Source organism: Nocardia sp. NPDC059236, assembly GCF_042754085.1.
Taxonomy (GTDB): domain Bacteria; phylum Actinomycetota; class Actinomycetes; order Mycobacteriales; family Mycobacteriaceae; genus Nocardia.
Window position 1 is genome coordinate 164,082 of record NZ_JBHZAF010000017.1, and the last position, 13,394, is coordinate 177,475.

At 68.4% G+C, this 13,394-nt stretch carries 11 protein-coding genes; 5 read left to right on the forward strand and 6 right to left on the reverse strand.

Going from position 1 to position 13,394, the window contains the following annotated elements; genetic code table 11:
* The first annotated feature begins 98 nt into the window (after nt 1–98).
* Complete coding sequence (locus ACFXIV_RS35275; RefSeq protein WP_379402721.1) at nt 99–3,020, forward strand: ATP-binding protein; 2,922 nt, start codon at nt 99–101, stop codon at nt 3,018–3,020.
* Between the two features lie 325 nt (nt 3,021–3,345).
* A complete protein-coding gene (locus ACFXIV_RS35280) occupies nt 3,346–3,669 on the forward strand; it encodes a DMT family transporter (RefSeq protein ID WP_379389433.1) in 324 nt (107 codons plus the stop codon).
* Nucleotides 3,670–3,690: 21 nt separating this feature from the next.
* On the opposite strand, the gene ilvA is transcribed toward ACFXIV_RS35280, so the two are convergent.
* On the reverse strand, nt 3,691–4,905 hold the full coding sequence (gene ilvA / locus ACFXIV_RS35285) for a threonine ammonia-lyase (RefSeq protein WP_379402759.1): 1,215 nt from the start codon (nt 4,903–4,905) through the stop codon (nt 3,691–3,693).
* Between the two features lie 150 nt (nt 4,906–5,055).
* Between ilvA and ACFXIV_RS35290 the strand changes: the two genes are divergently transcribed.
* The 3 genes from ACFXIV_RS35290 (at nt 5,056) to ACFXIV_RS35300 (ending at nt 8,429) form a co-directional block, all read left to right on the forward strand.
* A complete protein-coding gene (locus ACFXIV_RS35290; RefSeq protein WP_379402720.1) occupies nt 5,056–6,546 on the forward strand; it encodes an NCS1 family nucleobase:cation symporter-1 in 1,491 nt (496 codons plus the stop codon).
* 168 nt (nt 6,547–6,714) lie between these two features.
* The gene (locus ACFXIV_RS35295; RefSeq protein WP_379402719.1) at nt 6,715–7,173 is read left to right on the forward strand and encodes an RrF2 family transcriptional regulator; all 459 of its coding nucleotides are present in this window, start codon (nt 6,715–6,717) and stop codon (nt 7,171–7,173) included.
* Nucleotides 7,174–7,181: 8 nt separating this feature from the next.
* Nucleotides 7,182–8,429, forward strand: a complete 1,248-nt coding sequence (locus ACFXIV_RS35300) for a globin domain-containing protein (RefSeq protein WP_379402718.1) — start codon at nt 7,182–7,184, stop codon at nt 8,427–8,429.
* 39 nt (nt 8,430–8,468) lie between these two features.
* Here the strand turns inward: ACFXIV_RS35300 and idi are convergent, their stop codons facing one another.
* The 5 genes from idi to ACFXIV_RS35325 all read right to left on the reverse strand — a co-directional run bounded on the left by idi (nt 8,469) and on the right by ACFXIV_RS35325 (nt 13,235).
* Nucleotides 8,469–9,035, reverse strand: a complete 567-nt coding sequence (gene idi / locus ACFXIV_RS35305) for an isopentenyl-diphosphate Delta-isomerase (RefSeq protein ID WP_379402717.1) — start codon at nt 9,033–9,035, stop codon at nt 8,469–8,471.
* Nucleotides 9,032–9,904: a geranyl diphosphate 2-C-methyltransferase gene (locus ACFXIV_RS35310; protein WP_379402716.1), complete on the reverse strand. Its 873-nt coding sequence runs from the start codon at nt 9,902–9,904 to the stop codon at nt 9,032–9,034. Before ACFXIV_RS35310 ends, idi begins: the two co-directional genes overlap by 4 nt.
* Before the next feature lie 68 nt (nt 9,905–9,972).
* On the reverse strand, nt 9,973–11,136 hold the full coding sequence (locus ACFXIV_RS35315) for a family 2 encapsulin nanocompartment cargo protein terpene cyclase (RefSeq protein ID WP_379402715.1): 1,164 nt from the start codon (nt 11,134–11,136) through the stop codon (nt 9,973–9,975).
* Between the two features lie 92 nt (nt 11,137–11,228).
* On the reverse strand, nt 11,229–11,813 hold the full coding sequence (locus ACFXIV_RS35320) for a hypothetical protein (protein ID WP_379402714.1): 585 nt from the start codon (nt 11,811–11,813) through the stop codon (nt 11,229–11,231).
* Nucleotides 11,814–11,828: 15 nt separating this feature from the next.
* Nucleotides 11,829–13,235 (reverse strand): family 2B encapsulin nanocompartment shell protein, encoded by a 1,407-nt coding sequence (locus ACFXIV_RS35325; protein WP_379402713.1) that lies wholly within the window; start codon nt 13,233–13,235, stop codon nt 11,829–11,831.
* Nucleotides 13,236–13,394 lie beyond the last annotated feature (159 nt).

Here is a 13,394-nt window from a genome sequence, read left to right on the forward strand (position 1 = left end):
CCTCGGTCACATCCGTGGTGACCACGGAATCCACCACGGAGAGCCACACCGAACCCATCGGTACCGTCTTTTGGCGACAGATGCGGCAGACTGAATTCATGGCTGTGACGTCGGAAATCTCCACTCGCGAGGCGGAAGTGCTGACCCTCGTGGGCGAGCACCTCAGTAATGCCGAGATCGGTGCGCGACTGTTCATCTCGGTGCGCACGGTGGAGAGCCACGTGTCCTCGCTGCTGCGGAAACTGGACATGCCCGACCGGCGGGCTCTGGCCCTGCACGCCGCCGCGACGCGCGCCGCCAGCCCGCGACCCGCGCCGGCGCTGCCGAAACCGTTGACCTCGTTCATCGGCCGCACGCGGGAGCGGGCCGAGCTCACGGAACTGATCAAGACGCAGCGGCAGGTGACCGCGGTCGGACCCGGCGGCGTCGGCAAGACCCGGCTCGCCCTGGCGGTGGTGGCGGATGTGGCCGCCGACTTCGCCGACGGCGTGTGGTTCGTCGACCTGGTGCCGATCACCAGCCCGGACATGTGTGTGGTCGCGGGCACCGTCGCCATGGCGCTCGGCATCGGTGAGCAGCCCGGTCGCGGCTTCGACCGCGCCGTACTGGCCGCGCTCGCCGACCGGAACGCACTGCTGGTGCTGGACAATTGCGAACACGTGCGGGACGGCGTCGCCCCCTTCGTGGAGCAGTTGCTGGCAGCGTGCCCGGGGATGAGCGTGCTGGCCACCAGCCGCGCCCGGCTGATGGTGCCGTTCGAGCGCGTGTACACCGTCCCGCCGATGTCGCTTGCCGGGGACGGTGATTCGGACGCGGTCGCCCTGTTCATGGACCGCGCGGCGGCGGGCGGCTGGCCGCCCAACCACGCCATGCGCGACCAGGTCGCGACCTTCTGCGAACGCCTCGACGGCGTGGCGCTGGCCATCGAACTGGCGGCCGCCCGCTGGACCACGCTCGGATTGGACGGTCTCGCAGCCGGTTTGGACGATCAGCTGCGCATGCTCTCCGGCGGCGCCCGGGCCGACGACCGGCACCGATCGGTCCGCGCGGCCCTCGACTGGAGCCACGCCCTGCTCGAGCCCGAAGACCGGATGCTGCTGCGGCGGGTCTCGGTGTTCATGACCTCGTTCCCGGTCGAGGCGGCGGCCGACGCGGCGGGTCTCGACAAGGGCGCGGTGGCAGCCGGATTGGCGCGACTGGTCGAACAGAGCCTGCTCGTGGTGACCGATACGCCGACCGGTACCCAATTCCGCGCGCTGGAGACCATCCGGCAGTACGGGCTCGAACAGCTCGAGGCGGCCGGCGAGGTGACCGACGCCCGCGCCGGGCATCTGCGCTGGTGCCTGGCCGAGGCGGGCGACCTCTCGGTCGTGCGCACCGGCTGGCGGGCCCGATTCGATACCGCCGCAGACGATTTCCGCGCCGCACTCGGCTGGGCCTGCGAACAACCCGACCGCCGAAGTGACGCCCACGGGCTGGCGCGGCTGCTGGCTCCCCTGATGTTCACCCGGCACCTCACCGGCGAATCCCAATGGCGCTACGAGCAGGCCGCCTACCTCGCCGACGACCCGGCCGCCGCCGCGGAATTGCTGCGGCACGCCGCGGCCGCGGCCGGTTGCCAGGGGAACGGTGACGACATGTACCGCCTGCACCACGCCGCCGCCGAATTCTCCCAGCGCGCAGGGGATTCCGCGGGCGCATCCATCGACCTGGCGACCGCGGCGGCCTCCGCCTACCGATTCTGGGGCAGGTTCGAGCGCATCCCGGCCCGCGAAGATCTGGTCGCAGTCATCGCCGAGGCGCGCCGCCTCGCCGCCGCACCAACTTCCGCCGCTCCGGCCGATATCGCGTCGGTCGTTGCGGCGGGGGCAGATACCGTGCAGGATTCCGCTGCGCTGGCCGATATCGCTCGGTCCGGGGCTGTCACGATTGATCCGGCGCGGGCGGAGGCTGCTCGGGCTGCCATCGCACTGGCCGAGGCCGTCGTTCTCGCCAACCCCTTCGGTGCGCCGCAGGGCGTTACCGATGTTCCTGCGCCGGAGGTGATTTCGAGTGCGGAGCGAGCCGTCGAGCTCACACACGGCACCCGTGACCCGTTCGCCGAATCCGCTGCCCTCGATGCTCTCGCCGCCGCTCAGAGCCGCGCCGGGGAATTGCGCGCCGCAGCGGCCACCGCACGGCGGCGCATCCGGCTGCTCTCGACCACGCCGGACAACCCGGTCGGCACCCATGAACTGATCGGCGCTCTCGGCCAGGCCACCGAATTCGGTCTCGGGGCCGGCGATCTGGCCGGAGCGCGCCGCTGGGGACGGCAGCTTGCCGAGCATCCGATGCTGGCCGAGGTCGGACACACCGCGACCAGCCGCCTGCTGGTGGCGGATGCGTTGGCGGGCAATGTCGATGACGTCCTTACCCACAGCGCGCGCTTCCTCGAGGCCTGGCATCGCGAGGAGCGCCCGGCCCGCTGGGCGCTCGGCGCGGCCGTGGCCGGGGTGCGCATGATCCACGGCCTGCGCGACGACTACGACGCCGAACGCGAATGGACCGGCGTACTCCAGCAACTCGGCACCCCGGCCACGGATACCGATGGCTACCAGGCCGTTTTCGACGCACTGCTGATGCTGCACCACGGCCAGCCGGAGGACGCGCTGGAACGCACCGAACTGACCCCGGCCGAGGCGCGCACCCGGGTGACCGGCGCATGGCTGCCGTGGTACCTGGCCCTGCACGCCGAAGCTGCCGCCATGACCGGGAACACCTCCGCATCAGGCGATCTCGCACAGGCACGCACCGAGGTCACCGGAAACCCGGTGGCCACCGCCATTATCGACCGGGCCGAAGCCCTATTGGCCAAGGACCGGGACCGATTGCTCTCCACCGCAACCACGTTCGATGCCGCCGGCTGCATTTACCAGTCGGCCCGGACCCGTATCCTGGCCGGCGGTGCGGACGCCAACGAGGGCGCCGCCATGCTCACGACCCTGGGCCTGTCCCCGATGACAGCACTCGTGCACCTCTAACAGTTCAGCAGCGAGTATTCTGCTTCGCCGCCCCGGATGACGACGTGACTTGGCACTACGCCCGCTCCTGGCCCCGCCTCGGATCGGTGTCGAGCGCGGGTGACCAGGGCGTCGGAGCGGGCGCGACCCAGCGCCGATCACCTCGGCCACCGGCCGCAGCCGGATCCCGTAGCGGGTGAACGGCATTCTCGCCATGGCCTCCGGCTCGCCGACACCCACCACCACCCGGCCGCCGGGACGCAGCACCCGTCGCAGCTCGGCGCATGCGCGCTCCATGTCGCCCAGGCACTCCGGAAGCGGGGTGAAGGGTGGTTACTGTGCGGATATGACTTTGTTGTTGCTGGCGTTGGCTATTGCGTGTGAGGTGACGGCGACTGTTTCGCTGAAGATCTCGGAGGGGTTCAGCAGGCTGGTTCCTTCGATCATCGTGGTGATCGGGTACGGGGCGGCGTTCTATTTTCTGTCGCAGGCTTTGAAGCGGGGGATGGCCATCGGGGTGGCGTATGGGATCTGGTCGGCGGTGGGGGTGGTGGCGGTGGCGACCATCGGGGCATTGTTCCTGGACGAAGGGATCACGGCGGTGCAGATCGGGGGGATCGTGCTGGTGATCGCGGGGGTACTGGCGCTGGAACTCGGTGGGGCGCACTGACTATGGCGGCTTCCGTGGTCCTCAATCCTGTACGCGGACCAGGTATCCGGCGTCCGCGAGGGCGGTGAGCATCTCGTCGCGGTGGGCGGGGCCGCGGGTTTCGAGGGTGAGCAGCACCTCGACCTCGTCGATGGCGAGCCAGGCGCCGGTGCGGGAGTGGACCACGTCCAGGACGCTGGCGCCGGTGCGGCCGAGCTCGGCGAGCAGGCGGGACAGGCTGCCGGGACGGTCCGAGATGGTGACGCGGGCGGCGAGGTAGCGGCCGGCGGCGCTGAGGCCGTGACCGATCACGCGGGTCAGCAGCAGCGGGTCGATATTGCCGCCGGAGAGGATGGCGCAGACCGGGCCCTCCAGTGCGAGTTCGGCTGGGCTGCAGGCCATCAGCGCCGCGACGCCCGCCGCGCCCGCGGGCTCGACGATCAGCTTGGCCCGCTCCATGCACAGCAGCAGCGCCTTGGACAGCGCGTCCTCGTCGACGGTGACGATGGTGGGCGCGCTGGCCACGATGTGCTCGAACGGCACCTCACCGGGCCGGCCCACCGCGATACCGTCGGCCATGGTGGACATCTGTTCCAGCGCCACCGGCTTCCCGGCCGCGAGCGAGGCGGGCCAGGCGGCGGCCTCGGCGGCCTGCACACCGATCACCCGGACCTGCGGCTTCAGCCGCTGCACCGCCGCGGCCACCCCGGCGAGCAGGCCGCCGCCGCCCGTCGGCACCAGCACCGTGCCGACATCCGGGAGCTGGTCCAGGATTTCGAGCCCGACCGTCGCCTGCCCGGCCACGATATCGATGTGATCGAACGGGTGCACCAGCGTCGCCCCGGTGCGTTCCGCGAAATCCCGTGCGGCGGAGATGGATTGGTCGATGGTGTCGCCCACCTGGTGCACGGTCGCGCCATAGGCCCTGGTGGCCACCAGTTTCGGCAGCGCCGCACCCACCGGCATGAATACCGTGGCGTCGATCCCGAGCGAGGTCGCCGCCCACGCCACTCCCTGCGCGTGATTGCCCGCGCTGGCCGCCACCACCCCGTGTGCCCGCTCGGCCGCGGACAGATTGGCGATCCGGTTGTAGGCGCCGCGCGGCTTGAACGATCCCGTGCGCTGCAGGTTCTCGCACTTCAGCCAGACCTCGTGCCCGATGCGCTCCGACAGCACCCGCGAGGCCACCACGGGAGTCCGCCGGATCACCGGTGTCAGCAGGGTCGCCGCCGCTTCGATCCGCGCCATGAGCTCCATGCGGGCCATGTTGCCAGGTATTCACGCGCCTGTCGTTCGCGAAAGATATATGGATCACGCAATAACCCGGAAACCGAAAAGCAATCCACGGGGAACGGCTCGTTCCTACCTTGAGCCCACCATCATCGGCTTTCGGATCGGATACACCCCATGACCGACATCGTCACCCCCGCGTCGGCGGGCGCGGAGCCCGCCGCGGCGACACCCGCTCCAGACTACGACCCCAGGCTCACCAATGACGATCTCGCCCCCCTGAAGAAACAGACCTGGGGCTCGTACCACATCTTCGCCTTCTGGATGTCGGATGTGCACAGCGTCGGCGGATACGTCACGGCGGGCAGCCTTTTCGCCCTCGGCCTGGCCGGCTGGCAGGTGCTGGCCGCCCTGCTGATCGGCATCACGATCGTATATTTCCTGTGCAATCTGGTGGCTGCGCCCAGCCAGCGGGCGGGTGTGCCGTATCCGGTCATGTGCCGCAGCGCCTTCGGCGTGAAGGGCGCGAACATCCCGGCCATCATCCGCGGCCTGATCGCGGTGGCCTGGTACGGGATTCAGACCTACCTGGCCTCGGCGGCGCTGATCGTGGTGGCGGTCAAGCTCTTCCCGAGCCTGGCGCCGTACGCGAAGTCCGGTGACTACGGTTTCCTCGGCCTGTCGCTGCTGGGCTGGTGCGCCTACCTGGTGCTGTGGGTGGTGCAGGCGGCCGTGTTCTGGCAGGGCATGGAATCCATCCGCAAGTTCATCGACGTCTGCGGTCCCGCCGTGTATGTCGTCATGTTCTTCCTGTGCGGCTACCTGATCTACAAGGCCGGCTGGAGCGCCATCGACCTGCAGCTGGGCGCGGTGAAGTACCACGGCTGGGACGCGCTGCCCGTGGTCCTGGGTGCGATCGCGCTGGTGGTGTCCTACTTCTGCGGGCCGATGCTGAACTTCGGTGACTTCTCCCGCTACAGCAAGTCCATGGCGGCGGTGAAGCGTGGCAACCTGCTCGGCCTGCCGGTCAACTTCCTGGCCTTCTCGCTGCTGGTGGTGATCACCGCGTCGCTGACCATCCCGGTGTACGGCGAGCTCATCACCGATCCGGTCGAGACCGTCTCGCGCATCGACTCCACCTTCGCCATCGTGCTGGGCGCGCTGACCTTCACCATCGCCACCGTCGGCATCAATATCGTCGCCAACTTCATCTCCCCGGCCTTCGACTTCTCGCACGTGAGCCCGCAGAAGATCAGCTGGCGCATGGGCGGGATGATCGCCGCGGTCGGGTCGGTGCTGATCACGCCGTGGAACCTCTACAACAACCCGGACGTCATCCACTACACCCTCGAGGTGCTGGGCGCGTTCATCGGCCCGCTGTTCGGGGTGCTCATCGCCGACTACTACCTGGTGCGCAAGCGGACCATCGTGGTGGACGACCTGTTCACCATGGCCGAGCGCGGAAAGTACTGGTACCGCAACGGGTTCAATCCGGTCGCGGTGATCGCCACCGTGATCGGCGCCATCGCAGCGGTGTTCCCGGTGCTGGCCAAGGACGTCTACGGCATGCACACCGCGGCCCAGTACAGCTGGTTCATCGGATGCGGTCTGGCGCTGGTCATCTACTACGCCCTGGCCACACGCACCACGCTCATGGTCGAAGCCTGAGGGGATATCCCTGGCAGCGATGCCGGTCGCTGCCAGGGATTTGCTGTACCAGTGATAAACCGTCTCCTGAAAATGTGTCCGGCGTAACATATTCCGCACGGATCCACGTATTAAAGCGCACAGCAGGAAAACCTGCTTTTCCCAATCGGAATAAGTACCGTTGGGCCCATGCAGCTCTCCCGGTTCACCGATCTCGGCTTGCGGTCGCTCATGCGCCTGGCGGTCAGCAGTGATGCCGAGGAAAGAGTCACCGTCAAACTCATTGCGCGACAGGTGAATGCTTCCGAAAACTACGTTGCCAAGGCCGTCTCCCGGCTCGTCGAACTGGGCTATGTCGAGTCCCAGCGCGGACGCACCGGCGGGATCTTCCTGACCGAGGCGGGCAAAAAAACCACCATCGGCACTATTGTTCGGCAACTCGAATGTGATAACGAAGTCATCGAGTGTGGCGGCGACAATCCGTGCCCATTGGCGAATGCGTGCCGTTTGCGGGGCGTCCTCGCCACCGCGCAGAACGCCTTCTACGCCGAACTCGATCGGTACGTCCTGTCCGATCTGGTGGATCAGCGCACCGTGGAGCTGCTGTATATGCCGGTATTCCCGGCGGCTTCACTCATCGACACCTAGGAGACCTCATGAGGCTCGCGCCGGATTCCACGCTGAATACCTTCCCCGAGCTGGAACCCGAGCACGCCGAGGTGATCCGCGCGACCCTGCCGTTGGTGGCCGCGCACATCGACCAGATCACCCCGCTGTTCTACACCAAGATGTTCACCGCCCACCCCGAGCTGCTGCGCGACCGCTTCAACCGCGGCAACCAGCATCAGGGCGCACAGCAGAAGGCGCTCGCCGCCTCCATCGCCGTGTTCGCCACCCACCTCGTCGACCCCGGCCTGCCGCACCCGCGTGAACTGCTGGCCCGCATCGGCCACAAGCACGCCTCGCTGGGGGTCACCGAGCCCGAATACCGCATCGTCCACGAGCATCTGTTCGCCGCCATCGTCGAGGTGCTGGGCGCGGACGTGGTGACCCCGGAGATCGCCGCGGCCTGGGATCGCGTGTACTGGCTGATGGCCACTACGCTCATCGATTTCGAGCGGGAGCTCTACGACGCCGCGGGCGTCGCGCCCGGCGACGTGTTCCGCGAGACCCGGGTGGCGCAGCGCATCGACGACCCGTCGGGTGTGGCCACCTTCGTGGTGGAGTCCGCCGATCCGTCCGAACCGTTGCCGGGATTCGTTCCGGGACAGTACATCTCGGTCGGCGCGCGGCTGCCCGACGGCGCCCGCCAGCTGCGTCAGTACAGCCTGATCAATCGCGGCGGTGACGGCCGGCTCGCCTTCACCGTGCGGAAGGTGCTCGCCGACGCGGACACGCCGGCCGGTGAGGTCTCGAACTGGCTGCACGACACCGTCGGCGCGGGCGACACCCTCGAAATCACGCTGCCCTTCGGCGATCTCACCATCGACACCGAGGCCACCACACCGGTCGTGCTCATCTCCGCGGGCATCGGCGTCACCCCGATGGCGGGAATTCTGGAATACCTGGCGGCCGAAACCCCCACGCGCCGGACTGTCATCCTGCACGCCGACCGCTCCACCACCGCGCACCCCCTGCGCGAGACGGTCGACGAGCTCGCCCGCCGGTTGGCGGACGTGTACTTCCGCGCCTGGTACGAGGCCGACGGCCACGGGCTGCTGGACGTGACCCAGGTCGATCTGCCCGAGGACGCGGACTACTACCTGTGTGGTGGCTCCGGCTTCCTGCAGTACGTCCGCGCCCAGCTCATGTCCGCCGGAATCCCCTCGGACCGAGTGCATTTCGAGCTCTTCGCGCCGAACGACTGGTTGCTCGACGCCGATCAGCAGCCCGCCCTCGCCTGACCGCGGGCGGCCATCGACCCCCTGGCCGCGATCGACCGGCTAGCCGGTCGCCGCGATGATCCGCAGCACTCCGCTCAGCCACGGGGTGTAGCGCGCGGGTTCCGCCGCCACGTTCTCGGCGAGGGTGTCCGGCCGGATCCACGCGGTATCGGCGACCTCGTCCGGATTCGGGTGCGGCGCGGTGTCTTCCAGTCGTCCGATCAGGACGTGATCGAATTCGAACTCGACGCGGCCGGTATTCGGATCGGTGGCCTGGTAGGTGAAGGTGCCTACTTCGGACAGCTCGGCGGTGATGCCGAGTTCCTCGTGCAGCCGTTTGGCGGCCGCCTCCTCCACCGCCTGTCCCGGCGCCGGATGCCCGCAGCAGGTGTTGGTCCACAGCAGCGGGAAGCGCGTCTTCACGCCCGCCCGCTGCTGCAGCAGCACCCGCCCGGCGGCATCGAACAGCAGCACCGAGAAGGCCCGATGCAGCCGCCCGGGCGCGGTGTGGGCGGCTGCCACCGACAGCGAACCCTGCGCCCGGCCCTGCTCGTCGACCAGTTCGACGAGCAGGGTCTCACGGTCCACCACCGGGGTGGTGTCGGATGCGTCGAGGGTGCCGGTCACCTAACCACCTTATCGGCGGTGATCATCAGGTATTGGAAGCTGCCCTCCTTGTACGAGGTCAGGAAGGGTTTCTCGACGCCGGTCGCGAGTTCGGACCGGGTGCGCAGCTCCCAGTACGGGATGGTCGCGGGGGTGAAGTCGGTGACCGCGATGGGGACCAGGCCATTGGCGGCCAGCGCCTGGAAGTAGCGGCTGCGCGGATGGATATTGCAGCCGTAGTGGGCGTCGATCCAGCTCACCGAGGCCGAGCGGGCACCGAACACGTCATTGGAGCAGCCGGTGATGCAGACGTAGCGGCCGCCCGGCTCGAGCAGGCGGGAGAACTCCGCGAACAGCTCGAAAAGGTCCACGTACATGGTGGTTTCATTGGTCCAGATGCCGCGCCGGGAGCCGGACTCGAAGCCGGTGTCGAGCATGTTCTCGAAGTGGAAGCGCACCTTGTCGGAGACGCCGCGCTCGCGGGCCTGCTCATTGGCGAAACCCACCTGGTACTCGGAGATGGTGACGCCGTCCACTTCGCAGCCGAAGCGCTGGTTGGCCATGAAACTGGTGCCGCCGCGGCCGGACCCGCCGTCCATGAGCCGGTCGCCGGGGCGGACGTCGCCGAGCTGGTCGAGCAGGACGTCGGCCTGCGCGGTCTCCAGGCGGTGCAGTTCCTTGACGATCCGTTCCTGCCGGGTCACCTCGGGGCCTTCCAGGACCGACAGGTCCGGCTCGCCGATGCCGTAGTGATGGTGATAGAGCCCGTCCACCTCGCCGAGCTTGGTGTTGACGCGATCGTCATTGGGATTGTTGTTCCAGTAGGACGCGACCGATTTCTGGTATTCGGTCTTCAGCACGGCATCCGGCCGGGGGTGGAGCGCGGTCATGGCAGGTCATCCTCTCGAATGGGTGATATGACGCTGGGAGTACTGCGCGCATCGAAGTGTGGTGTGATTCACGGGGTTTCGTTGTAGCGGCGGCTGTCCGCGTGCCAGGCCCGGTTGCCGCCCATCCAGGCCCACAGGCCGGTCAGGAACCGGCGCAGCTCCGGGGAGCCGGCGGCGGCGAGGGCGCCCGCCTCGGCCTCGAAGCGGTGCACCAGTTCGTCGTGGACCTCGGCGGTGCGCTGGACGGCCTGGCGGCGGGAGCACTGCTCCTCGGCGGCGAGCACGGTGGGGAGGTTGAATTCCCTTCCGCCGGAGAGGTCTTCGCGCGCCATGGAGTAGAGGTCGTTGACCATCTGGCTGGCCAGCGCGGCGGTGGTGACCACCCGCCGCACCCGCGGATCGGTGTACTCGGCGGCCGGCACCTCGTAGCCGCCGACCGCGTCGATCGGGGCCATACAGGGCAGGAAGCTGTGCGGTTGCCGGTTCAGCAGGTATTCCCAGACCGGTGGCATGCGGCCCGCCGCGCGCCACCCGGCCTCGGCGCCCAGCGCGATGAACCAGCCCGCGATCTCGGTGCGCAGCCGCGCCACCTGGGTCGGGGTGGCGAATCGCGACAGGTGCTCGAAGGAGGTCCGGAATGCCCGCAGAATCGGATCGCTCTGCATGGCCTCCTCCACCTTGACCTGGTACCGCGGTGGCAGGTGCACGGGATCCATGGCGGCGGCGGCCAATTCGAGCCGTGGCCCGAGCTCGGCCTCCGCACTGGACCGGCTACCGTCCGGCGCTATATCGCTGGCATCCTCCTCGCAGTAGTAGTCGTCCACCGACCACTCCGATACGGCGCACTTGGCCGCCGCCAGCAAGCGATCCGCATCATCGCAATCCGGATGCGCCAGCATGATCAGCCGCCCGAAGTCGGCCTTCCGCAGATCATCCAGCCGGCCCTCGTACAGCCCGATCTCCTCGGCCCAGGCGATGATCCCGAAATTCACCGCCTCCGCCAGCGCCGGATTGTCCCGCACCGGCGGCGGACAGTAGAGCGCCGGAATAGCCGCCCCCTGCGCCCGCCGCACCGATCCGGTTCCGATGCCACTCGGACCATGCGAAACCCGCTCGGCCCCAGTGGAACTCGTGGCCTCCGATACCCCGGCCGACATGGTGGTACCCGGCTCGGCCGCCGTGGAGCCCGGAATCCCACGAGCCAGCTCGGTGAGCGACCCGAGGTCCCACACCGGATCGAGGGTCTGCCTGGGATCCGGTGTGGGAGCACCGGGCCGAGCAGCCGCCGAGGTGGCTACAGCCGGAGCTACCGCATCGGCCCTGACTACGGTGTCCGCCCGTGCCGCAGGCGAAGTCGGCGCGACCGGTGTGGAGCCACCGGTACCCCGCCTCGGCGAAATGCCGAGTTCATCCCGATTCCGGTGGGGCCGTTCGCAACCCGTCGCGCCGTCGGGCCGGGCGAGCTCTGTTCCGCGGCATGGGTTTCGGCCGGTGGGGAGGGGAGGCGGCCGGAGCCCAGGGTGCGGGGGATGGGGCGGAGGGGTTGGGCGGGTGGAGAGGTCGGGAGTGTGAGCGTCGGCATCGCGCCGCCGGCAGGCGACGGCGGACGCGATGCCTGTCCCGCGAGCTCTGCGATCACCTGGGGGGTGGGTAGGTTCACGCGGAGGCTCGGGGCCCCGAGGCCGGAGGGGCCGAGCAGCCGTCGGGGGGAGTGCGCCTCGGCGGCGTCGGAGGCGCCGAGGCGGGGATCATCACCGAGGGCCGCAATGGATTCCAGGGCAGAGAGGGCTTCGGTTGCCGCGAGCAGGGTTTGGGGCGCGGTGGTGTCGAGGTTGGTCAGCAGGGCGGCGACGGCCGCCGCCACCTCATGGGTGGCAGGCGGGGCCGCGGCGCGTGAGAGCACCGACATGACAGGACACCTCGCTCAGTCGGACTGACGGGCGACCAGCACATTGTCGAGAATGCCGAGCGCATCGGGGACCAGGACGGCGGCCGAGTAGTAGCAGCTGACCAGGTAGGAGATGATCGACTGATCGTCGATGCCCTTGAACCGGACGTTCAGGCTGGGCTCGTACTCGTCCGGAATTCCGGTCTGGTGCAAGCCGATCACGCCCTGGTCCTTCTCGCCGGTGCGCATGGCGAGAATCGACGTAGTGTGGGTGTCGCTGACCGGGATCTTGCCGCACGGGAAGATCGGCACCCCGCGCCAGGCGGGCACGCGGTGGCCGTCCACCTCCACCGGGTCGGGATAGATTCCGCGCTTGGAGCATTCACGCCCGAACGCGGCAATTGCCTTGGGGTGCGCCAGGAACAGCTTGGTGCTGCGGCGCATGGAGAGCAGTTCGTCCATATCGTCCGGAGTGGGCGCGCCGGACTCGGTGTAGATGCGCTGTTTCAGGTCACAGTTGTTGAGCAGGCCGAAGTCCGGATTGTTGACCAGGTCGTACTCGCGGCGCTCGTAGAGGGCCTCGATGGTCAGGCGCAGCTGCTGCTCGATCTGATCCATCGGGTCGTTGAACAGGTCGGCGACACGGGTGTGCACACGCAGCACCGACTGGGCCAGGCTGAGTTCGTATTCGCGGGGCTGATCGTCGTAGTCGACGTAGGTGCCCTCGAGCATCGGCTCCCCGGAGTGGCCGGAGGAGATCACGATCTCGGCCTCGCCGTACTTGTTCTGCGGCAGCGCCGGGGCGAGCGCCACGGCGGAAAGGTGTTCGGCCAGTGCCGGAATGTTCTCGGTCAGCTGGTTCACGGTGGAGCGGGCCAGCACCAGCATGGTGGTGGGCGTGACCGTCTTGATGGTGACCGGCCAGATGGCGTCCGGATCGGTGAGGGTCTGATCGCCGAAGTAGTCGCCGCCACCCAGCATGCCCAGCTTGGTGGTCTCGCCGTACTCGCCGGTGCCGATCTTGGAGAGCTTGCCGTGCACGATCAGCAGCACCTGGTCCATGGGGTTGCCGAACTCGGCGACCACGGTGCCGGCGGGCAGATCCCGCTGTTCGAAGCGGCCGGCCACGGTGGCCAGGATCTCCTCGTCCGCGAAGCCGCGCAGCTGCGGCAGCTCCTGCAGTTCGAGCGGGATGACCCGGGCGTGCGGGCCGTTGATGACGTACTCCACCTCGCCGTTGCCGACGGTGTGCGTGAGGCGCCGGTTGACGCGGTAGATACCGCCCTTCACCTGGCTCCACGGCAGCGAGCGGGTCAGCCAGCGGGAGCTGATGCCCTGCATCTGCGGTTCGGATTTGGTGGTGTGTGCCAGCTGGTGGGCGGCAGCGGTACTGAGGGACTTGCGCTGGCCGTTTTCGGTCTGAAGGGGCATTTCGATGGTCATGCTGCGGTCCTCACCTCGAAGGGCCACCGCGACGGAAGGCGGTGGAGTCCACGGCGGAACAGCAGACCCGAGCGGGGCCTGCGTGAATTAGACAAGTGAGTGAATTGACAAGCGCGACAGTGCGATTCCAGCGATTCCGATGGTAGAGCTCCGGATCAC